The sequence below is a fragment of the Streptomyces sp. NPDC041784 genome, from assembly GCF_055591025.1.
Genome location: NZ_JBVJAB010000005.1, coordinates 438,057 through 459,677 on the forward strand (window position 1 = coordinate 438,057; position 21,621 = coordinate 459,677).

A 21,621-nucleotide genomic window follows, 5' to 3' on the forward strand; every position below is an offset into this window, starting at 1 on the left:
CTACCGTGGGCAAGATGAGCACCGAGGACCACCCGGCCCCGCGGTCCCTCGCGGAAGCGCTCCGCGGCAGGGACGACACCTCCCTTGCCGCCCTTCTGCGCAGCCGCCCCGACCTCATCACCCCGGTCCCCACGGACCTCACCCAGCTCGCGACCCGCGCCGGCACCCGCGCTTCCGTGGTGCGCGCGCTGGAGCGCCTCGACCGGTTCACCCTCCAGACGGCGGAGGCGCTGGCGGTGGCCGGGGAGCCGGCGACGTACGAGGAACTGCTCGGCCTGATGGCCGGGGACGCCCGCGACCCCGAGGTGGGCGCCGCGCTGCCCGCCGCCCTGGCCGCGCTGCGCGAACAGGCCCTGGTGTGGGGTGGCGACGACCGGCTGCGGCTGGTGCGCACCGCCCGGGAGCTGCTCGCGCCGTCGCCGCAGCATCCGTCGCCGACAGGGCTCGGGCCGAGTGTGCGGGAGGCGACGGCGGGCATGTCGCCGGGGCGGATCCAGGAGATCGTGGCGACGGCCGGTCTGCCGTCCACGCACGACTCGGTCTCCGCCGTGAACGCGCTGACCTCGCTCTTCAGCCACCGCAAGAAGATGGCCCGGCTGCTCGCCGGTGCCCCGGCCGAGTCCCTGGACGTGCTGGAGCGGCTGGTGTGGGGGCCGCCGTACGGGCAGGTCACGCATGATCCCGCCGCCCGGCTGCGCTGGCTGCTGGACCGGGGGCTGCTGCTGCCGACGGCACCCGGGACGGTCGTCCTGCCCCGTGAGGTCGCCCTGCATCTGCGGGCGGGCCGGGCGCACCGCGCGCCGGAGCCGGCGGCGCCGGCCCTCGCGGCGGCGGCCGGTCACCGTCCGCAGGTGGTGGACGCGACGGCGGCCGGGCAGGCGTACACCGCGCTGGCGACCGTCGAGGAGCTGCTGAAGGACTGGGACGAGGGCGGGCCCGCGGTGCTGCGGGCGGGCGGGCTGAGCGTCCGCGACCTCAAGCGGACCGCCGTCGCCCTGGACCTGCCGGAGCCGGTGGCCGCGTTCTGGGTGGAGCTGGCGTACGCGGCCGGGCTGCTCGCCTCCGACGGCGAGGCCGACGAGCGGTACGCGGCTACCCCGGCGTACGACGAGTGGCTGGAGCGTCCGCCCGCCGAACGCTGGGCGCGCCTCGCGGAGGCCTGGCTGGCGGCGACCCGGACGTCCGGGCTGGTCGGCGGGCGGGACGCGAAGGAACGGGCGCTGTCGGCGCTGGGCCCGGGGCTCGACCGGTCCGCCGCGCCCGAGGTACGGCACCGGGTGCTGGCGCTGCTGGCCGGGCTGCCCGAGGGCGCCGCGCCCGACGCGGAGGCGGTGCTGGCCCGGCTGCGCTGGGAGCGGCCGCTGCGGGGCCCGCAGACCGCGCAGGGCGAGGACGACCTGCGCACGCGCCTGGCCCGCTGGACGCTGGCCGAGGCCGAGCTGCTGGGCGTGACCGGGCGGGGCGCGCTGGCCGCGCACGGGCGGGCGCTGCTCGGGGCGCCGGCCGGTAGGGCCCCGCGCCCGCAGCCGCAGGGTCCCGGCGACAAGCTGCCCGTGCACCACCACCGGGCGCCGGGCGCCCTGGAGCCCCTCTCCCCGGCCGAGCGGTCCGTGGCCGCGGCGGCCGCCGCCCGGATCCTCGCGCCGCTGCTCCCCGACCCGCTGGACCACGTGCTGCTCCAGGCCGATCTGACGGCGGTCGCCCCGGGCCCGTTGCAGCGCCCGCTCGCCGCCGTGCTGGGGGTTCTCGCGGACGTGGAGTCGAAGGGCGGGGCGACCGTCTACCGGTTCACGCCCGCCTCGGTGCGCCGGGCCCTGGACGCCGGCCGCACCGCGTCCGACCTGCACGCCTTCCTCGCCACGCACTCGCGCACGCCGGTGCCGCAGCCGCTGGCGTACCTGATCGACGACGTGGCCCGCCGGCACGGCCATCTGCGGGTGGGCGCGGCTTCCGCGTACGTGCGCTGCGACGACGACAGCGTGCTGAACGAGATCCTCGCCGACAAGCGGGGCGCCGGCCTGCGGCTGCGCCGGCTCGCGCCGACGGTGCTGGCGGCCCAGGCCGACCCGGCGGCGCTGCTCGACGGGCTGCGCGCGATGGGCTACGCGCCGGCCGCCGAGTCCGCCGAGGGCGATGTCCTGATCACCCGGGCCGACGCCCACCGCACCCCGCCGCGCACGGCCCCCGAGCCGGTGCCGGACGGCCCGCCGGTGCCCGATGCCACGCTGCTGTCGGCGGCGATCCGCGCGATCCGGGCGGGCGACCTGGCATCGACGGCCCCGCGCAAGCCCGCGGACCCGGCGGACCCGCCGGCCCCCGGTGAGCTGCCCCGCACCAGCTCCGCCGAGACCCTCGCCACCGTGCAGGCCGCCGTCCTCACCGGCGAGGCCCTGTGGATCGGCTACGTCAACGCCGACGGCGCCGCCAGCCAGCGGGTCATCGCCCCCGTCCGGGTCGAGGGCGGCTTCGTCACGGCGTACGACCACACGGCGGACGAGGTACGGACGTATCCGCTGCACCGGATCACCGGGGTGGCGGAGCTGGCGGGCGACTGACGGGCGACCGACCGTCGACCGACGGGGCCGGGGGGCCTGTCCTAGCAGTCTCCGACGGGGGCGTCCGTGGGCAGGCCGAAGTGGGTGCGGGCCGCAGTCTCCAGGCCGGCCGCGTCCGCGGTGCCGTCGAGCCGGTAGGCGGCGAGGACACCGAAGTGGTCCTCCTCCCAGTCGCCGTAGCCGGCGCCGTCCGGGGGCTCCTCCTGTGCGACGACGCGATAGCCGCCCTCGGTGTCCCGCTCCAGCCGCATCACCCGCGGGACGTGCGCACCGCTGCACTCCTGGAGGGCGCCGTCGCGCACCCCGTACTCCATGCACAGGGTGTCGACGCCCGCCCGTACCCGGCCGTCGTTCTCCCGGAGGTCCAGCGCCCGCGCCTCGCAGAACCACCGCGCCCGCAGCGCGGGCCGGCTCTCGCCGTACCCGTCCCCCTTGGCCTCCGCCACCAGCCGGGCCTCGATCGCGGGCCGTACGGCGTCCCACAGCCCGGCGTCCACACCGGTCGTCGAGCCGCGCGCCCACGCTCCGGTCGCCACCAGCACCACCACGGCCCCGACGCCGGGTCCCCAGACGCGTACGGAAGTCACCGCGAGCTCCTCACCGAGCCGCGCGCGCTGCGCGGCTTCCCCCGGACAAGACCGTCGAGACGGGCTCGGGGTTGCACGCGGGATGGGGCACACTGGACGTTTGGCCGTGCCGAAAGGATGTGCGTACCACGTGAACGGACCGCTGATCGTCCAGTCGGACAAGACCCTGCTGCTGGAGGTCGACCACGAGCGGGCCGACGAATGCCGTCGCGCCATCGCCCCGTTCGCCGAGCTGGAGCGGGCGCCGGAGCACATCCACACCTACCGGGTGACCCCGCTGGGCCTGTGGAACGCGCGGGCGGCCGGGCACGACGCGGAGCAGGTGGTGGACGCGCTCGTGGAGTACAGCCGCTACCCGGTGCCGCACGCGCTGCTCGTCGACATCGCGGAGACGATGGACCGCTACGGCCGGCTGACGCTGTCCAGGCACCCCGCGCACGGGCTGGTCCTGACGACCACCGACCGGCCGGTGCTGGAGGAGATCCTGCGCAGCAAGCGAGTCACTCCGCTGGTCGGGGCGCGGATCGACCCGGACACGGTGGCCGTGCACCCCTCCGAGCGCGGGCAGATCAAGCAGACGCTGCTGAAGCTGGGCTGGCCGGCCGAGGACCTCGCCGGATACGTGGACGGCGAGGCGCACCCGATCGAGCTGGACGAGGACGGCTGGGCGCTGCGGCCGTACCAGAAGCAGGCGGTGGAGAACTTCTGGCACGGCGGGAGCGGGGTCGTGGTCCTGCCGTGCGGTGCGGGCAAGACGCTCGTCGGCGCCGGCGCGATGGCCCAGGCGAAGTCGACCACGCTGATCCTCGTCACGAACACGGTCTCGGCCCGGCAGTGGAAGCACGAGCTGGTGAAGCGGACCTCGCTGACCGAGGAGGAGATCGGCGAGTACAGCGGGACGAAGAAGGAGATCCGCCCGGTCACCATCGCCACCTACCAGGTGCTGACGACCCGGCGGAAGGGCGTCTACCCGCACCTGGAGCTGTTCGACTCCCGGGACTGGGGGCTCATCCTCTACGACGAGGTGCACCTGCTGCCGGCGCCGGTCTTCAAGTTCACCGCCGACCTCCAGGCACGGCGGCGGCTCGGGCTGACCGCGACCCTGGTCCGGGAGGACGGCCGGGAGTCGGACGTCTTCTCGCTCATCGGGCCCAAGCGGTTCGACGCGCCGTGGAAGGAGATCGAGGCGCAGGGCTACATCGCGCCCGCCGACTGCGTCGAGGTCCGGGTGAACCTCACCGACTCCGAGCGGCTCGCGTACGCGACCGCCGAGGCGGAGGAGAAGTACCGCTTCTGTGCGACGACCGCGACGAAGCGGAAGGTGACGGAGGCGATCGTGCGGCGGTTCGCCGGGCAGCAGATCCTCGTCATCGGGCAGTACATCGACCAGCTCGACGAGCTGGGCGAGCATCTGAACGCGCCCGTCATCAAGGGCGAGACGTCCAACGCCCAGCGCGAGAAGCTCTTCGACGCCTTCCGCGAGGGCGAGATCAGTGTGCTGGTGGTGTCGAAGGTCGCGAACTTCTCGATCGACCTGCCGGAAGCGACGGTGGCCGTCCAGGTGTCGGGCACCTTCGGCTCCCGGCAGGAGGAGGCCCAACGGCTCGGCCGGGTGCTGCGGCCGAAGGCCGACGGCCACCAGGCCCACTTCTACTCGGTCGTCGCCCGGGACACCATCGACCAGGACTTCGCGGCCCACCGCCAGCGCTTCCTGGCGGAACAGGGCTACGCGTACCGGATCATGGACGCGGACGAGCTGCTGGCGGAGAACGGCTGAGGCCGGGCGAGGCCGGGGGCCGAGCGGGCGGGGCCGGGGGCCGAGCGGGCGGGGCCGGGGGCCGAGCGGGCGAGGCGGGGCTACCGGCGGCGGACGCCGGCCTCCTCGCCGTACTCGCCGAGGACGATCACGTCGAAGGCGGCACCGGCGAAGACCTTGATCGCGCGCAGGGCGTCGCCGAGGCGGTGGCGGTGGGCGCCGGACAGGGGGGTCGCTCCGGACGGGCGACCGGGGGCTGGGGTGAGGGTCGCTGCACTCATGTCTCCATGGTGCGTTCCGAGGGGTAAAGAGGGCATCGGTCCCAGGTCCCCATTTGGCCTACTACCTGAGTACACCCGCTGGGCGCGGCCTCCCCTAGGGGGCACGGGGCGCGGCCTCCCCCGGGGGCGGAAAACCGTTCGCCTCCGGCTCGGCCCCTCGCCTACAATCTCCGCTCTTGCCCGCCTCCCCCTCGGAGTGCCGTCGTCCGGACGGAAACCGGACGGCATCGCCGTAGCCACCCCTTCAGCAGGCCCGGAGGCACCGCCTTGTCCACGTCGGCCCCCGACTCCCTCGACCCCCTCGGCGATCCCCTCGGCCGGGAGCGCGCGCATCTGCTCTCCTCCCGCGCCGCGCTGCGTGCCATGCGGGAGGACGTGGAGTCCCTCGACATCAGCGACGTCACCGCGAACTGGGTCAACGCCCAGATCCTGGAGCGCCAGATCGGGGAGCGCATCAAGGCGCTCGCCGACCTCAGCGACACCCCGCTGTTCTTCGGCCGGCTCGACTATCTGCACGCTCCGGGCGCCGATCGGGCGGAGGGCGCGGAGGGCGAGCAGTTCTACATCGGGCGGCGCCATGTGCACGACGGGGACGGCGACCCGATGGTCATCGACTGGCGCGCGCCGGTCTCCCAGCCGTTCTACCGGGCCTCGAAGAAGGACCCGATGGACGTCGGGCTCAGGCGCCGCTTCGGCTACACCGGCGGCGACCTCACCGCGTACGAGGACGAGCACCTCTCCGACCCGCGGGAGGGCGCCCGCACCAGCAGGCTGCTCCAGCAGGAGATCGAGCGGCCGCGTGTGGGTCCGATGCGGGACATCGTCGCCACCATCCAGCCCGAGCAGGACGAGATCGTCCGCTCCGAGCTGGGCGGGACCGTGTGCGTGCAGGGCGGCCCGGGGACCGGGAAGACGGCCGTCGGCCTCCACCGCGTCGCGTATCTGCTGTACGCCCACCGGGAGCGGCTCGCCCGCACCGGCACCCTGGTCATCGGGCCGAACCGGTCCTTCCTGCACTACATCGAGCAGGTGCTGCCCGCCCTGGGAGAGCTGTCGGTGCGCCAGGCGACCGTCGACGACCTGGTGGCGCATGTGGAGGTGCGGGGCGCGGACGACGCGGCCGCCGCGATCGTGAAGGGCGACGCGCGGATGGCGGAGGTCGTGCGCCGGGCCGTGTACGCGCACGTCAGCATGCCCACCGAGCCGGTCGTCGTGGTGCGCGGCTCCCGGCGCTGGCGGGTCGCGGCGTACGAACTGGAGGACATCGTCCGGGAGTTGCTGGACCGGGACATCCGCTACGGCGCCGCCCGGGAGGCGCTGCCGCAGCGTGTCGCGCACGCGGTGCTGGTGCAGATGGAGCGCTCCGGCGAGGCCCCGGACGACCGGGTGCAGGACGCCGTGGCCCGCAACAGCGCGGTGAAGGCGGCCGTGAAGGCGCTCTGGCCACTGGTCGACCCGGCCAAGCTCGTGCTGCGGCTGCTCTCGGACGCGGACTTCCTCGCCGAGCACGCTGCGGGGATCCTCACCGAGGACGAGCAGAAGACGATCCTGTGGGCGAAGCCGGTGCGGTCGGTGAAGTCCGCCAGGTGGTCGGCGGCCGACGCGGTGCTGATCGACGAGGCGACGGACGTCGTCGAGCGCACCGGCTCCCTCGGTCATGTCGTCCTCGACGAGGCGCAGGATCTCTCCCCGATGCAGTACCGGGCCGTCGGCCGCCGCTGCACGACCGGCAGCGCGACGGTCCTGGGCGACCTGGCGCAGGGCACCACGCCGTGGGCGACGCGGAGCTGGGCGGAGGCCCTCGGCCATCTCGGCAAGCCGGAGGCGGTGGTCGAGGAGCTGACGGCCGGTTTCCGCGTGCCGACGGACGTCATCACGTACGCGTCCCGGCTGCTGCCGCACATCGCGCCCGGCCTGACCCCGGTCGCCTCGGTCCGTGAGAACCCCGGCTTCTTCGACCTGCGGCCGGTCGGGGACACCGCCGAGGTCGTGGCGGCCTGCGAGGAGCTGCTGCGCAACGAGGGCTCGACCGGCCTGATCGCGGCCGACGCCCGGATCCCCGTCCTCGCCGAGGCCCTCACGGCGGCCGGTCTCGCCCACCTCGCCCCCGGCGAGGAGACCACGCAGGAGACCCGCCTCACCCTGGTCCCGGCCTCCCTCGCCAAGGGCCTGGAGTACGACTACGTGGTCCTCGACGAGCCCCGCGCGATCGTCGACGGCGAACCGGACGAACGCACGGGCCTGCGCCGCCTGTACGTGGCCCTGACCCGAGCGGTGTCGGGCCTGATCGTGACGCACGGGACCGCCCTGCCGGAGCAGCTCGCGGGCTGAGACGGCGCGGCTCGACGGCGCGGCTGAACCGGCGGGGGGCCTGTGTGGGACCCCAGCGGGACCTACGCGGATCTACGGGCCGACCCGCGCCCCGTCCAGCACCGCCCGCCACTCCTCCACCGCCGCCGCCGACACCGGGCCCGTCCAGCCCTCGGGGCGGGCCGCGCCGCCGATGTGGAAGGCGTCGACGCCGGCGGCGCGCAGGGTCGGCACGTGGTCGAGGCGGAGGCCGCCGCCGACGAGGAGCCGCTGCTCGTAGCCCTGCTCGCCGGAGCGGGCGGCCTCGGCGAGGAGGGTCGGCAGGCCCTCGTCGACGCCGACCGCCGAGCCGGCCGTGAGGTAGGTGTCGAGGCCGGGCAGGCCCTCCAGCTGCTTGCGCAGGGCGTCGCGGTCGGCGGTGTGGTCCAGGGCCCGGTGGAAGGTCCAGGGGCAGCCGTCCAGCTCGGCGAGGACCCGCTCCAGCGCGGCCAGGTCCGGCCCGCCCTCCGCGTCGAGGAAGCCGAGCACGAACTCCTCGGCGCCGGCCGACCGCAGCTCGCGGGCGGCCCGGACGAGCCGTTCGACGTCCCCCGCGGCGAAGCCGTCCGCCAGCCGCAGCATCACGCGCAGCGGAAGGCCGACGGCGGCCCGGATCCCGGCGAAGACCTCGACGCGCGGGGTGAGCCCGTCCGCGGCGATGTCGGTGACCAGCTCCAACCGGTCCGCGCCCCCCGTCTGCGCGGCGACGGCGTCCTCGGCGTCGAGGGCGATCACCTCCAGAACTGCACGCTCGCTCATGGAACCCCATTCCTCGACGGCGACTACGGCACCCACCACAACAGGTCTAAACCAATTCAAGGGTATCCCCGTCCGCGCGACAATGAGGCCATGGCCGACCTCGACGCGCTGCGCGCCCGCTTCGCCCACACCCTCCAGGCAGCCCGGGACCACCGCGAGGGCCCCGATCCGGCGCCCTACGCCGACAGCCTGCTGACCCGCTGGCAGGAACCCCAGCGGCACTACCACACGCTCACGCACCTCACGGCGGTCCTCGACCACGTCGACGTGCTGGAGCGGTACGCCGCCGACCCGGCCGCCGTCCGGCTCGCCGCCTGGTTCCACGACGCGGTGTACCTCCCCGACCGCTCCGAGAACGAGGAACGCTCGGCCCGCCTCGCCGAGCGCGCCCTTCCGGAGGCCGGCGTGCCGGACGCCCGCACCGCCGAGGTCGCCCGCCTGGTCCGGCTCACCGTCACCCACGACCCGGCCGACGACGACCGCGACGGCCAGGTGCTGTGCGACGCCGACCTCGCGATCCTCGCCGCCCCGCCGTCCGCGTACGCCGCGTACACGGCCGCCGTCCGCGAGGAGTACGGCTTCGTGCCGAACGACGCCTTCCGCTCGGGCCGCGCCGCGATCCTCCGCCAGCTCCTGGACCTCCCCCGGCTGTTCCGGACGCCGCACGGGGCGGCGCGGTGGGAGCCGACCGCCCGCTACAACCTGCGCGGCGAGCTGGAGCTGCTGACGTCGTGATCCGGACCGCGACCGGCCGCCTCACCCTCCGGGCCGCCGCCCTCCCCGCACTCGCCGACCTGCGGGCGGGCGGGGACGGCGGCTTCGTCTGGCTCGGCGGCGCGCCCTACGAGGGCACGCGCGGCGCCGCCGGCATGGTGCTCAGGGCCCACGAAGCGGGTGTCCTGCGGCCCGACTTCGGCCTCTACGTCCTCGTCCGGACCGGGGACGGCCGCGCCCTCGGCAGCATGGGCTTCCACGCCGCGCCCGACGAGGACGGCCGCACGGAGATCGGCTACGACCTCGTCGAGCCCGCCCGCGGCCACGGCTACGCGACCGAGGCGCTGCGCGCGCTGGCCGGCTGGGCGCTGGCACGAGGCGACGTACGGCGCCTGTTCGCGACCGTCGCCCACGCCAACGCCCCCTCGCGGGCCGTGCTCGAACGGTCGGGGTTCGTCTTGGTCGGGGAGAGCGAGCAGGAGTACGCCTACGAGCTGCGGCACGCCGGCGTCGGCTGAGCGCCAGCGGCTGTGCGCCAGGCGGCCGAGCGCTACCGGCCGGCCCCGCCGCCCTTGCGTCTGCGCAGCCCCGCCCCGTGCAGCAGCCGCACCACCTCGCGGCTGCTGACCTCGACCGCCCCGGCGGCGACCACCTCGGCGTACCGGTGGGACGGGATGTCGTAGTGGTCCCGCTCGAAGGCGCGCCGGGGCACGCCCAGCACTTCGGCGAAGCCGTGCAGTTCCTCGTACGAGACGTCGCTGACCAGGTGGGACCACATCCGCCCGTGCCCCGGCCAGTTCGGCGGGTCGATGTAGACCGTCACGGCGCGGACGGTCCCCCGCTCGCCCGGCCCAGCGTCCCCACCGCCGCGACCTTCACGCCCGCCAGGTGGCACACCCAGTGCGGGTCGGGGCCCAGCTCCGGCTCGACCTCGAGCGCGTGCGGGTCGCCGGAGCCGCACACCGGGCACAGCGGCCAGCGCCCGTACCGCTCCAGCAGCGCGTCCTGCACGTCCTGCGCCACCAGCCCGGCCACGTAGTGCACGCCCTCCGGCCACTGCTCCACCCACCAGCGTCGCTGCGCCACGGAGTCCTCGACCAGGGACACCACATCCGGCGCGGCAACCTGATCCGCGGCCAGATCGGCCAGGACGAGGGCGCGCGCGGCGTGCAACGCCTGCTCCAGGGGGCTCAACGGGTCAGCGGAGGGATCCATGTCCCCATTGTGCGCACGCTTGACCGCCCCCAGAACCGAAAATACCTTTCATAGGTGACCCAGGATGTGAAGGAAACTTTCAGCCCGGCACCGCCACCACCCCCCTCGACACCCACAGCGACGCCCACACCGGCGCTCGCACCGGCGCTCGCACCGGCACCCGCACCCGCCGCCCTCGCCGCCAAGGTCCGCACGATGGCGCCGTCCATGACCCGCTCCATGCAGCGCGTCGCCGAAGCTGTGGCCGGCGACCCCGCGGGCTGCGCCGCCCTCACCGTCACCGCCCTGGCCGAACGCACCGGCACCAGCGAGGCGACCGTCGTCCGTACCGCCCGGCTCCTCGGCTACCCCGGCTACCGCGACCTGCGGCTCGCCCTCGCCGGGCTGGCGGCCCATCAGCAGTCCGGGCGGGCCCCCGCCCTCACCACCGACATCGCCGTCGACGACTCCCTCGCCGACGTCGTCGCCAAGCTCGCCCACGACGAGCAGCAGACCCTCGCCGACACCGCCGCCGGCCTCGACACCGCGCAGCTGGAGGCGGCGGTCGGTGCGGCGGCCGTCGCGCGGCGCATCGACGTGTACGGCATCGGGGCGTCCGGGCTGGTCGCCCAGGACCTCACCCAGAAGCTGCTGCGGATCGGGCTCATCGCCCACGCCCACGGCGATCCGCACCTCGCGGTGACGAACGCGGTGCAGCTGCGCGGCGGCGACGTGGCGATCGCGATCACGCACTCCGGGTCGACCGGTGACGTCATCGAGCCGTTGCGGGTCGCCTTCGCACACGGGGCCACGACCGTCGCGATCACCGGGCGGCCGGAGAGCGCGGTGACGCAGTACGCGGACCATGTGCTGACCACGTCGACGGCCCGGGAGAGCGAGCTGCGTCCCGCGGCGATGTCCTCACGGACGGGGCAGCTGCTGGTCGTGGACTGTCTGTTCGTGGGCGTGGCCCAGCGGACGTACGAAGCGGCGGGGCCGGCGCTGGCCGCGAGCTACGAGGCGTTGGCGCATCGGCACCGGTAGGCCGTAGGGCTGATCGTTCGTGGTTCTCCGCGGGTCGTGCGCGGCCGGCGACACGGTTCCCCGCGCCCCTTGGCAGGACATCGCACCGAAGTCGAAAAGAGCTGTCTCTCCATGACCTCCACCCCTCATGAACTGCGCGCCCAGCTGAACTCCCTCACCACCGAGGCCTTCCGGCCGGAACTCGCCGACATCGACCAGCTCCCCACCCTCGCCATCGCCCGGCTGATGAACGGCGAGGACGCCGCCGTCCCCGCGGCCGTCGGCGCGCAGCTGCCCCGGATCGCCGCCGTGATCGACGCCGTGGCCGAGCGGATGGCACGGGGTGGGCGGCTCGTCTACGCCGGCGCCGGGACGGCGGGCCGGCTGGGCGTGCTCGACGCGTCCGAGTGCCCGCCGACCTTCAACACCGTCCCCGGGCAGGTCGTCGGGGTCCTCGCGGGCGGCCCCGCGGCCCTGGTGACCTCGGTCGAGGGCGCGGAGGACTCCCCGGAGCTGGCCGCCCGGGACCTGACGGCGCTCTCCCTGACTCCCGAGGACACGGTGATCGGCGTCTCCGCCTCCGGCCGCACGCCGTACGCCGTCGGCGCCGTGCGGTACGCCCGGTCCCGGGGTGCGCTGACCGTCGGGCTGGCCTGCAACGCGGGCAGTGCGCTGGCCGCGGCCGCCGAGCACGGGATCGAGGTGGTGGTCGGCCCCGAGCTGCTCACCGGTTCGACCCGGCTGAAGGCGGGCACGGCCCAGAAGCTGGTGCTCAACATGGTCTCGACGATCACGATGATCCGCCTGGGCAAGACGTACGGGAACCTGATGGTCGACGTCCGCGCCTCCAACGACAAGCTGCGCGCCCGCTCCCGGCGGATCGTCGCCCTGGCCACGGGTGCGGCGGACGCGGAGATCGAGGCGGCCCTCGCGGCCACCGGCGGTGAGGTGAAGAACGCGATCCTGGTGCTGCTGGCCGGGGTGGACGGGCCGTCGGCCGCCCGCCTTCTGGAGGAGTCCGGGGGACATCTGCGTGCCGCGCTCGGCTCGGCGGGCGGCTGAGCCGCACGCTCGGGGGGTGCCTATCGACGCCTCCTCCACCGCCGCCGCGATCCTGCCACTCGTCGGCGGCCCCGCGAACGTCACCTCCGTCGCCCACTGCATGACCCGGCTGCGCCTCGGCCTGGCCGACCCGTCCTCGGTGGATGGGGAGGCACTGCGGGCGCTGCCCGGCGTGCTCGGGATCGTCGTGGACGCCGACACGTACCAGGTGGTGCTCGGCCCCGGGGTGGTGACACGGGTGACGGCCGAGTTCGAGAAACTGACGGCCGAGTTCGAGGGACTGACGGCCGAGCCAGGGAAACCGAGCGCGGCCGAACCGACCGCCGCCGGTGCCCTGGCCGCGCGGGGCGAAGCGTCGAGGGCGGCGCGGAAAGAGCGCAATGCGACCCCGCTGAAGACCGTGCTGCGCCGCCTCGCCGCCGTGTTCGTCCCGCTCATCCCGGCCCTGATCGGCTGCGGGATCTTGGCCGGCCTCAACGGCCTGCTGGTCAACGCCGGTCGGCTGCCCGGCCTCACCCCCGCCCTGGCCGCCGTCGCCGCCGCGTTCATGGCCCTGATCGCCGTGTTCGTCGGCTTCAACACGGCGAAGGAGTTCGGCGGGACCCCGATCCTGGGCGGCGCGGTCGCGGCGATCGTCGTCTACCCGGGGGTGGCGAAGGTGACGGCGTTCGGGGTGACGCTCTCCCCCGGCCAGGGCGGCGTCCTCGGCGCCCTGGCCGCCGCGCTGCTCGCGACGTCCGTCGAGAAGGCGTGCCGCGGCCGGATCCCGGAGACCCTGGACGTGCTGCTGACCCCGGCGCTGACGGTCCTCGTCGCGGGCCTGGGCACCCTGTACGGGATCATGTACGCGGCCGGCGCGGTGTCCACGGCGATCGGCACGGCGGCCAACTGGCTGCTGGCGACCACCGGCGCCTTCGCGGGCCTGGTCCTGGGCGGCCTCTTCCTGCCGCTGGTGATGCTGGGCCTGCACCAGGCCCTCATCCCGATCCACACCACGCTCATCGACCAGCAGGGCTACACGGTCCTGCTCCCGGTCCTGGCCATGGCGGGCGCGGGCCAGGTCGGCGCGGCGGTCGCCGTCTACGTCCGGCTGCGCCACGACGTGTCCCTCGGCACCTCGTTGCGTACGACGATCAGGTCAGCGCTCCCGGCGGGCCTGCTCGGCGTCGGCGAGCCGCTCATCTACGGCGTCTCCCTGCCTCTGGGCCGGCCCTTCCTCACCGCCTGCGCGGGCGGCGCGGCCGGCGGGGCCTTCGTCGGCTTCTTCGCGATGCTCGGCGACAAGGTCGGCGCGACGGCGATCGGCCCGTCGGGCTGGGCCCTGTTCCCGCTGCTGGCCGGCAACCGGGGGCTCGGCGCGACCGCGGCGATCTACGCGGGCGGGCTGGCGACGGGGTACGCGGTGGGCTTCGCGGCGACCTACGCCTTCGGCGGCGTGCGAGCGGCGGCCGCCGCCCAGGGCGCGCACAGCTCCTGAGGGGAGGATGGGCCCATGCCCGTCGTAGAGATCCACGTACCGCTGACCTCCCCTCCCGGCCTGGCCGACGGCGCCTACCCGTACCCCTGGATCGACGAGGTCGAGGACTTCCTGGCCGGGCTGGAGGAGGACGGTGCCGCGGAGGTCTTCGACGAGGGCGTGGAGTACGGGGACTTCTACGTCTTCTTCGTCACCGGCGCGCCGGAGCCGGACCTGCTGGAGGTGGCCGCCCGGGTGGCCGCGCTGCCCGGGGTCCCGGCCGGGGCCCTCGCGGTGGTGAGCGACGGCCCGGACGGGGAGGACGAGGAGGACGGGGAGATCGGGCGCGGCCGACGGCTGGAACTGCCACCGCCGCCCACGCCCTGATCCGCGCCCTTGATCCGCGCCCTTGATCCGCGCCCCCGATCCGGCTACCTCCGGTGCCCGCGGTGGCCCGTCACCTTCGCGATCAATCACAGCTCCGCAGCTCAACTTGGCCGAGACCCTCCACCTGACCGCACCACGGGCCGCCCCCCTACCCTTGGTGCCATGAACCACGCCCAGCTCACCGCTCTGGGCCGCGCCCTCCGGCTGCTCGGGGAGCACGGCGAGGCCCTGACCTCCGACACGCCCGACGCCCGGTTGCACGAGATCAAGGCCGATCTGCGGCGCGCCCTGGAACTGCTGGACGAGAGCGTCACCGGTGCCGCCCCCACCACCCGCTGCGCCGAGCACCCGAACGGCCCGGTCGACGAGGCCGCCCCCGATCTGTGCCTGCTCTGCGAGACCCGGCGCCGCGCGGCCCGCCGCGCCGAGTTCAACGGCCCCGCGCCGCAGCCCGCGCACAGCTCCACCGCCCCCTCCCGGTACGGCACCCGCGCCGACCGGCCCCAACCCCAGCAGCGCTGGCTGGCGGAGCTGTGGAACGGCCAGGAGTGGCAGCTGTGCGGGACACCGCGCCGGGACCGGCGGGAGGCCGAGCTGTATCTCGCCGCCCTGCGCCGCGGATCCCGGCCCGCCATGGCCTACCGGCTGGTGCACGAGTTCACCGACTACGAGGTGCTCCGCGTCTGGGGCACCCCGCTGAAGGTCGACATCGAGCCCCTGGGCAACCTGTAGACCCACCCTCAGCCCCCTGGGCCCCGTCAGGCCGCCTCAGCCACCAGCGCGTCGATCTGGCCGAGCGCCTCGGACATCCCTCGACCATGCCCATGGCCACCACCACCGCTCAAGAGAGATATGACACGTTCGCGGTGACTTGGCCTCGAAGCAACCCCAGTTCGGGCCGGCCCTAGCCCTGGCCCTGGCCCGCCAGCAGCGGCAGTGGCGGGAAGTCCCTCCCCTCCCAGATCCGGCGGGACGTCTCCTCCGGGTAGGGGACCGTCTCCGGTCGCGTGTCCAGCACCCGCACCAGCCTCCGCTCCCCGTCGTACGCCTCCCAGCCCGGGTCGCCCGTTCGCGCGAAGGACGTCCAGGACGTACGGAAGACCTCCGACAGTGCCCGCGCCTCGTCCGTCACCTCCGCCCCGGCGAACAGCAGGTTCCCGAGGTCCGCGTCGAACGTGCCGAACAGCAGCGGGATGTCCAGGCCGTGGCAGGCGCCCAGGGTGCCGCCCATGCCGGGGGCCTGCCAGGTCAGCTCGTAGACATGGGCCCGCCCGCCCGCCGCCACCTGCGCCTCGGCCAGATGCAGGGAGGGCATCTGGAACAGCCAGTCCGACTGGACGCGCTCGAACAGCTCGGCCGGCCCCGCGTCCGGATAGGCCTCGCGGTAGGCGCGCTCCCCCGCCTCGCCGTCCGGGGCGAACAGCCGCAGCACGCCCGCCGCCTGTTCCTCCGTCACCTTGTCCAGCAGGCCGCCCAGGACCATGAACAGGCGCCACTCCTGCGCGTTGTGCCCGACGAGGAGGTCGATGTCCCGGGCGGCGCCCTCGGACAGCGCCCGCCAGGGGGTCGTCGGCAGCACCTCGCCGTCCACCACCGGGGAGAACGGGGTGACCGTGGGCGCCACCCGGCCCCAGCGGTCCACCCGCTGCGCCATCTTGGCGCCCAGCGCGGCCCCGGCCTCGGTCAGCGCGCGCGGGTCGACCGTCGACAGGTCGGCGGCCGTAGGGCGCAGACCCGCCTCCGCGGCGATCGCGGTCGCGAGGTCCCGGGCCAGCTCGTCGGAGAAGTACGTGCCGGGCACGCTCTGCGCGACCGCCCGCCCGAACAGGCCCCGCGCGCTCGGCATCGCCAGCAGTGCCGCCACCGACCCGGCACCCGCCGACTCGCCGAACACGGTGACCTGGCCCGGGTCGCCGCCGAACGCCGTGATGTTGTCCCGCACCCACTCCAGCGCCGCCACCTGGTCGAGCAGCCCCCGGTTGGCGGGCGCCCCCTCTATCCGCGCGAACCCCTCTATGCCGACGCGGTAGTTGAACGTGACGACGACCACGTCACCGGCGCGGGCTATGTGCTGGGCGTCGTAGCCCGGGCTGCCGGAGTGGCCGAGTTTGTAGGCACCGCCGTAGATCCACACCATCACCGGGCGGCCCGCCCGGCCGTCGGCGTCGGGTGTCCAGACGTTCACCGTCAGCCAGTCGTCGCCGGTGGGCGCGTCGAGTTGGCCCGTACGGCCCTGGATGCCGGCCTCCTGCGGGGGCGGCGGGCCGAAGGCGTACGCGTCCCGCGTGCCGTCCCAGGGCCGGGGCGGGCGCGGGGCCTGGAAGCGGGCCTCACCGACCGGTGGCGCGGCGAACGGCACACCCCGAAAGACCGTCAGACCGCCCTCGCGGCGGCCGCGCACGGCTCCGGCCGCGGTACGTACGACGAGATCGGGTCCGGCGTCGGCTGTCGTCATCGATCACTCCTCAGAATTCGCGGGGGGTCACTCGTGGAACGGGTGCCGATCACAGAAAGTGCCGAAGGCGGCCATCACCCCTCGTGTGGGTGACGCCCGCCTTCGGCCCGCTCCGACCGGGGCTCACACCCCGCCCGGCACGGCCCCGGCTCACACCTTGGCCGGCGCCGCCTCCTCCGCCCCTTCCTCGACGGCGGGCCCGGCGTCCGTCGCCTTGCGGCCGGGGATGAACGTGGCGAGGAAGAAGGCGAGCAGGGCCGCCCCCGCGCCGATCGCCATGACGACCTTGAAGCCGTTCTCCGAGGGCAGGGCGTAGCCGCCGAAGTCGGTGGTCATCTGGGCGAGGACGACGCCGGCGATGGCGCTGGCGAAGGACGTGCCCAGGGACCGCATCAGGGTGTTGAGGCTGTTGGCCGCACCGGTCTGGGAGGGGTCGACCGCGCCCATGATCAGGGCGGGCATCGCGCCGTAGGTGAAGCCGACGCCGGCGCCGATGACACAGGACACCAGGACCAGGTGCCAGACCTCGCTCATCAGCACGATGTTCAGGGTGTAGCCGGCGCCGACGATCAGCGCGCCGATCATCAGGGTGACCTTGGGGCCCTTGGTCCTGGTGATCCCGGCGGACACGGCGGACATGACCATCATCACGAAGCCCTGCGGGGCCAGTACCAGACCGACGGTCAGCATCGACCTGCCGAGGCCGTAGCCGGTCTGCTCGGGCAGCTGGAGCAGTTGCGGCAGGACCAGCGACATCGCGAACATCGAGAAGCCGAGGGCGACCGAGGCGAGGTTGGTGAACAGGACCTGGGTCTTCGCGGTGGTGCGCAGGTCGACCAGCGGCTGGCGGGCCTTCAGCTCCCACCGGCCCCAGGCCAGCAGGATGACGACGGCGGCGCTGCCGAGGCCCAGGGTCGTGCCGGAGGTCCAGCCCCAGTCGGCGCCCTTCGACACGGTCAGCAGCAGCGCGACCAGACCGGCCGACAGACCGAGCGAGCCGACGAGGTCGAAGCGTCCGCCGGCCCGGTTCCCCGACTCGGGGACGAGGGCCAGGACGAGCAGGAGGGCCACGACGCCGAGGGCGGCGGAGGTCCAGAAGAGGACGTGCCAGTCCCAGTTGTCCGCGATGAACGCGGCGGCGGGCAGCCCGAGCGCGCCGCCGACACCGAGGGAGGCGCTCATCACCGCGGTCGAACCGGCGAGCTTCTCGGCGGGGACGGTGTCCCGCAGGATGCTGATGCCCAGCGGCACCACGGCGGCCGACAGGCCCTGGAGGGCGCGGCCGACGATCATCGGGACGAGGGAGTCGGCGAGGGCGCAGACCACCGAGCCCGCCACCAGCAGCAGGATGCTGACCACCAGCATCCGCCGCTTGCCGATCATGTCCCCGAGCCGGCCGACGACCGGGGTGGCGACGGCGGCCGCGAGCAGGGTGGCGGTGACGGCCCAGGCGGTGTCGGACGCGGGCGCGTCCAGCAGCTTCGGCAGCTCGGGGACGATCGGGATCACCAGGGTCTGCATCAGCGAGACGACGATCCCGGCCAGGGCCAGCACCGCCACCACGGCGTTCGACCTCGGCGGGGCGGATGTTCCCGCCGCGGCGGGTCGGGCAAGGGCGTCGGACATGACAGGGCCTCCGTCGGACGTGCGGGGGTGAACTGCTTGACTCAAGCAAGCTTATATAGATTGATTGAGTTAAGCAAGATAAATCGCCCGCGCCTGCCCGGCCCTACAGGAAGGGACCCCTGAGGAAGGAAACCCCACAGGAAGGGAAGGACGGCGACTCAGCCCTGCCGCTCGACGAACGCCCGGGTCCGGTCCTCGTCCAGCTCGTAGACGGTCTCGTGGGCCCGCGGATCCCGCGCGTGGAAGGTGTGGAACATCGGGCCCGCCCCCCCGCCCAGCTCCACCAGCGAGGCCGACGCCCCGCGCACGGCCCGCTCGGTCCCCGGCGCGGTCGTCAGGTCGATCCGGTTGACCACCCCCGGCGTCACCCACACCGGCACCGACGCCAGGAACCCGCACAGCTGGAGATGGAAGTGCCCGGTCAGGACGACCCGCACGTCACTCCCCCGGATCACCTCCGCCAGGCCGTCCGCGTCGCGCAGGCCGAAGACCTGCTGGGTCGAGGAGATGTCCAGGGCGATCGGCGGGTGGTGGAAGGCGAGGATCGTGCCGCGCTCGGCCGGCGTGCTCAACACGCCGCTCAGCCAGTCCAGTTGGGCGGCACCGAGCCGGCCCCACACCTTCCCGGGCACCAGCGAGTCCAGGGTGACCAGCCGCCGGCCGCCGACCGTGCTGACGGCGGCCCGCTCGGCGCCGGGGAACTCGACGGCCGCCGCCGGGTGCCCGGTGCCCAGCACCTTCGCGAACGCCGTGCGCTCGTCGTGGTTGCCGGTGGTGTAGAAGACGGGCGCGCCCATCGCACGCGCGAAGTCGCCGACCAGCTCCCGTACGGTCGTGTACGCCTCCACCGAACCGTCGTCGGCGAGGTCCCCGGTGACCACGACCGCGTCCACGCCGCGCTGATGGCGGAGTTCGGCGAGCATCAGCCGCAGGGAGCCGGCGGCGTCGACGCCGTGCCGGCCCGGTGCGTCCGTCCGCTCGACGTGCGTGTCCGAGAGATGAAGGATTCTCATCTCCCGGACGATACGCGCGTGCCGGGGCTCAGCTGAGGGTCTTCAGCGCGGCCGCGTCGTAGGGCCCCAGCTCGTCGGTGCGGCCGGCGAGGACCTTCGCCGCCCACTGCGGGTCCTGGAGCAGCGCGCGGCCCACGGCCACCAGGTCGAACTCGTCGCGCTCCAGGCGGTCGAGCAGGTCGTCGATGCCCTTGACCGGGGAGCCCTCGCCCGCGAAGCCGCGGATGAAGTCGCCGTCCAGGCCGACCGAGCCGACGGTGATGGTCTGCTTGCCGGTGAGCTTCTTGGTCCAGCCCGCGAGGTTGAGGTCGGAGTCGTCGAACTCCGGGAGCCAGTAACGGCGGGTGGAGGCATGGAAGGCGTCGACTCCGGCCGCGGCGAGCGGGGTCAGGATGGCCTCCAGCTCCTCCGGGGTCTCGGCGAGCCGGGCGCCGTACGCCTCCTGCTTCCACTGCGAGTAGCGGAAGATGACCGGGAACTCCGGCGAGACGGTCTCGCGGACGGCGGCCACGATCTCGGTGGCGAACCTCGTCCGGGCGACCGGGTCACCGCCGTAGGCGTCGGTACGGCGGTTGGTGCCGGCCCACAGGAACTGGTCGACGAGGTAGCCGTGGGCGCCGTGGATCTCGACGCCGTCGAAGCCGATGCGCTCGGCGGCGGCCGCGGCCTCGGCGAACGCGCCGATGACGTCGTCCAGATCGCGCTGGGTCATCACGTGTCCGGTGCCCTCGGTGCCGTCCACCCGGATCCCGGAGGGGCCGACGGCCGGCGCGTCCGCGAACGGCGGCTCGCCCTGGTTGCGCACCATCCCGATGTGCCACAGCTGCGGCACGATCGTGCCGCCCGCCGCGTGGACGCCCTCGGCGACCTTGGCCCAGCCCGCGAGCTGCTCCTCGCCGTGGAACCGGGGCACCCGGTCGCTCTGCCCGGCGGAGTCGTGCCCGACGTAGGTCCCCTCGGTGACGATCAGGCCGACGCCGGCGGCGGCGCGGCGGGAGTAGTACGACACCACGTCCTCGCCGGGGATGCCGCCCGGGGAGAACATGCGCGTCATCGGCGCCATCGCGATGCGGTTCGGGACGGTGAGGCCGTTGATCGACACCGGGCGGGAGAGGATCTCGGCGGCGCGGGTGGGGCTGGGCTGGGTGACGCTCACGTGGGGGGCTCCTCGTGACGGGGGGACCGATTGGTATGTGCACATGCATCAAGTGCCTGTGTGGGTCAACCCGCCCGTGCGTACGCGGCATTCCGGTTCCGCCCGGCCGATCCTGTGATCCAGCGCACGTCCACGCCCGTCCGGCGGCGCCCGAGCCCCACACGGAGCAACTCCGCTGGGCACGTCCTGCGCAACCTGCCAAGACTCGTGGTGGAAACCCGACCGAAAGGCGCACACCCATGCCCATACACGGTTTCGCCATGACGTCCGCCGTCCTGGCCCTGTCCTCCGTGTCCCTGCTCGCCTCCCCCAACGCCGGGACCGCCGCCGCGGCCCAGGACACCCCCCTGATCATCGGCCACCGCGGAGCGGCGGGCCTCGCCCCCGAGAACACCCTGGAAGCCGTCGACGCAGCCGACCGGGCAGGGGTCGACTGGGTCGAGGTGGACGTGCAGCGCAGCAAGGACGGCGTGCTCGTCCTCATGCACGACCAGGACCTCGCCCGCACGACCGACGCCCGGACCGTCTTCCCGAACCGCGCGCCGTGGAAGGTCGGCGACTTCACCGTGGCCGAACTGAACCGGCTCCGCGCGGGAGCCTCGCCCGACTGGAAGGGGACCGGGTACGCGTCGGCCCGCATCCCCACCCTCGGAGCACTGCTGGACCGGCTGGACCGCAACAACCAGGGCCTGCTCCTGGAGGTGAAGTGGCCCAGCAACTTCCCCGGCGTCACCCGGGACATCCTGAACGTCCTGAACCGCAAGGGCTGGCTGGACGCCCACCACGTCAACGACCGCCTGTACATGATCAGTTTCCTGGGCGCCGCTCTGAAGGACGTCCACAAGCAGCGGCCGGACATCAAGCTGGGGATCTGCGACGAGACCCCGACGGCCGGCGAGCTGGCGTCGTACGCGAAGTTCGTCGACGTCGTCAACCCCAACTACCGTGCCCTCACCAAGTCGTACGTCGACAGGGCGCACGCCATGACGGGCACCCACGGCCGGCCGCTGAAGCTCTGGCCGTACACCGTGAACACCTCGACCCCCGCCCGCACCCTCAGCAACTGGGGCGTGGACGGCATCACGACCGACCTCCCCGACAAGATCAAGAAGGCGCTCGGCCAGAGCTGACGCCCTGAGTGATCACCCGGAAAAGCCCGAGGGCGGGGGGGGGGGGGGGGGGGGGGGGGGGGGAGGGGTGGGGGGGGGGGGGGGGGGCGGGGTCGGGTTGTGGGGGGCAGTATCCCTC

Annotated in this window: 20 protein-coding genes; 11 read left to right on the forward strand and 9 right to left on the reverse strand. The window is 74.1% G+C overall.

Annotated features, from left to right (window positions below):
* The first annotated feature begins 14 nt into the window (after positions 1 to 14).
* The gene (locus ACZ6D7_RS14285) at positions 15 to 2,555 is read left to right on the forward strand and encodes a helicase-associated domain-containing protein (RefSeq protein ID WP_469489294.1); all 2,541 of its coding nucleotides are present in this window, start codon (positions 15 to 17) and stop codon (positions 2,553 to 2,555) included.
* A gap of 41 nt (positions 2,556 to 2,596) precedes the next feature.
* Here ACZ6D7_RS14285 and ACZ6D7_RS14290 read toward each other — a convergent pair whose 3' ends face one another.
* Positions 2,597 to 3,142, reverse strand: a complete 546-nt coding sequence (locus tag ACZ6D7_RS14290) for a hypothetical protein (protein ID WP_469489299.1) — start codon at positions 3,140 to 3,142, stop codon at positions 2,597 to 2,599.
* Between the two features lie 130 nt (positions 3,143 to 3,272).
* Here ACZ6D7_RS14290 and ACZ6D7_RS14295 point away from each other — a divergent pair, with 130 nt between their 5' ends.
* Positions 3,273 to 4,919, forward strand: a complete 1,647-nt coding sequence (locus ACZ6D7_RS14295) for a DNA repair helicase XPB (protein WP_469489306.1) — start codon at positions 3,273 to 3,275, stop codon at positions 4,917 to 4,919.
* Between the two features lie 80 nt (positions 4,920 to 4,999).
* Here the strand turns inward: ACZ6D7_RS14295 and ACZ6D7_RS14300 are convergent, their stop codons facing one another.
* Entirely contained in the window at positions 5,000 to 5,179 is a 180-nt protein-coding gene (locus tag ACZ6D7_RS14300) for a hypothetical protein (RefSeq protein ID WP_469489310.1), read from the reverse strand.
* 267 nt (positions 5,180 to 5,446) lie between these two features.
* Here ACZ6D7_RS14300 and ACZ6D7_RS14305 point away from each other — a divergent pair, with 267 nt between their 5' ends.
* A complete protein-coding gene (locus ACZ6D7_RS14305) occupies positions 5,447 to 7,510 on the forward strand; it encodes a HelD family protein (protein WP_469489313.1) in 2,064 nt (687 codons plus the stop codon).
* Between the two features lie 72 nt (positions 7,511 to 7,582).
* Here the strand turns inward: ACZ6D7_RS14305 and ACZ6D7_RS14310 are convergent, their stop codons facing one another.
* Positions 7,583 to 8,287, reverse strand: a complete 705-nt coding sequence (locus ACZ6D7_RS14310; RefSeq protein ID WP_469489315.1) for a copper homeostasis protein CutC — start codon at positions 8,285 to 8,287, stop codon at positions 7,583 to 7,585.
* A 90-nt stretch (positions 8,288 to 8,377) separates the two neighbouring features.
* Here ACZ6D7_RS14310 and ACZ6D7_RS14315 point away from each other — a divergent pair, with 90 nt between their 5' ends.
* A complete protein-coding gene (locus ACZ6D7_RS14315) occupies positions 8,378 to 9,022 on the forward strand; it encodes an HD domain-containing protein (protein ID WP_469489318.1) in 645 nt (214 codons plus the stop codon).
* Entirely contained in the window at positions 9,019 to 9,519 is a 501-nt protein-coding gene (locus tag ACZ6D7_RS14320) for a GNAT family N-acetyltransferase (protein ID WP_469489321.1), read from the forward strand. The genes ACZ6D7_RS14315 and ACZ6D7_RS14320 overlap by 4 nt, the downstream gene beginning before the upstream one ends.
* A 32-nt stretch (positions 9,520 to 9,551) precedes the next feature.
* On the opposite strand, the gene ACZ6D7_RS14325 is transcribed toward ACZ6D7_RS14320, so the two are convergent.
* Both ACZ6D7_RS14325 and ACZ6D7_RS14330 read right to left on the reverse strand, forming a co-directional pair.
* On the reverse strand, positions 9,552 to 9,824 hold the full coding sequence (locus ACZ6D7_RS14325; RefSeq protein ID WP_469489324.1) for a DUF4031 domain-containing protein: 273 nt from the start codon (positions 9,822 to 9,824) through the stop codon (positions 9,552 to 9,554).
* Entirely contained in the window at positions 9,821 to 10,216 is a 396-nt protein-coding gene (locus tag ACZ6D7_RS14330) for a hypothetical protein (protein WP_469489328.1), read from the reverse strand. Before ACZ6D7_RS14330 ends, ACZ6D7_RS14325 begins: the two co-directional genes overlap by 4 nt.
* A 54-nt stretch (positions 10,217 to 10,270) precedes the next feature.
* Between ACZ6D7_RS14330 and ACZ6D7_RS14335 the strand changes: the two genes are divergently transcribed.
* The 5 genes from ACZ6D7_RS14335 to ACZ6D7_RS14355 all read left to right on the forward strand — a co-directional run bounded on the left by ACZ6D7_RS14335 (position 10,271) and on the right by ACZ6D7_RS14355 (position 14,855).
* Positions 10,271 to 11,239 carry a MurR/RpiR family transcriptional regulator gene (locus ACZ6D7_RS14335; protein ID WP_469489331.1) on the forward strand — a complete coding sequence of 323 codons (969 nt, stop codon included), beginning with the start codon at positions 10,271 to 10,273 and terminating at the stop codon, positions 11,237 to 11,239.
* Positions 11,240 to 11,350: 111 nt separating this feature from the next.
* Positions 11,351 to 12,280 carry an N-acetylmuramic acid 6-phosphate etherase gene (gene murQ, locus ACZ6D7_RS14340; protein ID WP_469489336.1) on the forward strand — a complete coding sequence of 310 codons (930 nt, stop codon included), beginning with the start codon at positions 11,351 to 11,353 and terminating at the stop codon, positions 12,278 to 12,280.
* A 16-nt stretch (positions 12,281 to 12,296) separates the two neighbouring features.
* Positions 12,297 to 13,757 carry a PTS transporter subunit EIIC gene (locus tag ACZ6D7_RS14345; protein WP_469489339.1) on the forward strand — a complete coding sequence of 487 codons (1,461 nt, stop codon included), beginning with the start codon at positions 12,297 to 12,299 and terminating at the stop codon, positions 13,755 to 13,757.
* Between the two features lie 15 nt (positions 13,758 to 13,772).
* Entirely contained in the window at positions 13,773 to 14,123 is a 351-nt protein-coding gene (locus ACZ6D7_RS14350) for a hypothetical protein (RefSeq protein ID WP_469489342.1), read from the forward strand.
* Between the two features lie 162 nt (positions 14,124 to 14,285).
* A complete protein-coding gene (locus ACZ6D7_RS14355; RefSeq protein ID WP_469489345.1) occupies positions 14,286 to 14,855 on the forward strand; it encodes a hypothetical protein in 570 nt (189 codons plus the stop codon).
* Between the two features lie 172 nt (positions 14,856 to 15,027).
* On the opposite strand, the gene ACZ6D7_RS14360 is transcribed toward ACZ6D7_RS14355, so the two are convergent.
* From ACZ6D7_RS14360 to ACZ6D7_RS14375, 4 genes are all read right to left on the reverse strand, one after another.
* Positions 15,028 to 16,578 (reverse strand): carboxylesterase/lipase family protein, encoded by a 1,551-nt coding sequence (locus ACZ6D7_RS14360; protein WP_469489348.1) that lies wholly within the window; start codon positions 16,576 to 16,578, stop codon positions 15,028 to 15,030.
* Positions 16,579 to 16,728: 150 nt separating this feature from the next.
* Positions 16,729 to 18,204 (reverse strand): MFS transporter, encoded by a 1,476-nt coding sequence (locus ACZ6D7_RS14365; protein ID WP_469489352.1) that lies wholly within the window; start codon positions 18,202 to 18,204, stop codon positions 16,729 to 16,731.
* Positions 18,205 to 18,362: 158 nt separating this feature from the next.
* On the reverse strand, positions 18,363 to 19,217 hold the full coding sequence (locus tag ACZ6D7_RS14370; RefSeq protein ID WP_469489357.1) for a metallophosphoesterase: 855 nt from the start codon (positions 19,215 to 19,217) through the stop codon (positions 18,363 to 18,365).
* Positions 19,218 to 19,245: 28 nt separating this feature from the next.
* On the reverse strand, positions 19,246 to 20,373 hold the full coding sequence (locus ACZ6D7_RS14375; RefSeq protein ID WP_469489360.1) for an NADH:flavin oxidoreductase: 1,128 nt from the start codon (positions 20,371 to 20,373) through the stop codon (positions 19,246 to 19,248).
* A 239-nt stretch (positions 20,374 to 20,612) separates the two neighbouring features.
* Between ACZ6D7_RS14375 and ACZ6D7_RS14380 the strand changes: the two genes are divergently transcribed.
* Positions 20,613 to 21,503 (forward strand): glycerophosphodiester phosphodiesterase, encoded by an 891-nt coding sequence (locus ACZ6D7_RS14380; RefSeq protein ID WP_469489363.1) that lies wholly within the window; start codon positions 20,613 to 20,615, stop codon positions 21,501 to 21,503.
* Positions 21,504 to 21,621: the final 118 nt, after the last annotated feature.

Coding starts and splice junctions, on each gene's coding strand:
- ACZ6D7_RS14285 (WP_469489294.1), top strand. CDS start 15: ATGAGCACCGAGGACCACCCGGCCCCGCGGTCCCTCGCGGAAGCGCTC.
- ACZ6D7_RS14300 (WP_469489310.1), bottom strand. CDS start 5,179: ATGAGTGCAGCGACCCTCACCCCAGCCCCCGGTCGCCCGTCCGGAGCG.
- ACZ6D7_RS14310 (WP_469489315.1), bottom strand. CDS start 8,287: ATGAGCGAGCGTGCAGTTCTGGAGGTGATCGCCCTCGACGCCGAGGAC.
- ACZ6D7_RS14315 (WP_469489318.1), top strand. CDS start 8,378: ATGGCCGACCTCGACGCGCTGCGCGCCCGCTTCGCCCACACCCTCCAG.
- ACZ6D7_RS14330 (WP_469489328.1), bottom strand. CDS start 10,216: ATGGATCCCTCCGCTGACCCGTTGAGCCCCCTGGAGCAGGCGTTGCAC.
- murQ (WP_469489336.1), top strand. CDS start 11,351: ATGACCTCCACCCCTCATGAACTGCGCGCCCAGCTGAACTCCCTCACC.
- ACZ6D7_RS14350 (WP_469489342.1), top strand. CDS start 13,773: ATGCCCGTCGTAGAGATCCACGTACCGCTGACCTCCCCTCCCGGCCTG.
- ACZ6D7_RS14355 (WP_469489345.1), top strand. CDS start 14,286: ATGAACCACGCCCAGCTCACCGCTCTGGGCCGCGCCCTCCGGCTGCTC.
- ACZ6D7_RS14360 (WP_469489348.1), bottom strand. CDS start 16,578: ATGACGACAGCCGACGCCGGACCCGATCTCGTCGTACGTACCGCGGCC.
- ACZ6D7_RS14365 (WP_469489352.1), bottom strand. CDS start 18,204: ATGTCCGACGCCCTTGCCCGACCCGCCGCGGCGGGAACATCCGCCCCG.
- ACZ6D7_RS14370 (WP_469489357.1), bottom strand. CDS start 19,217: ATGAGAATCCTTCATCTCTCGGACACGCACGTCGAGCGGACGGACGCA.
- ACZ6D7_RS14380 (WP_469489363.1), top strand. CDS start 20,613: ATGCCCATACACGGTTTCGCCATGACGTCCGCCGTCCTGGCCCTGTCC.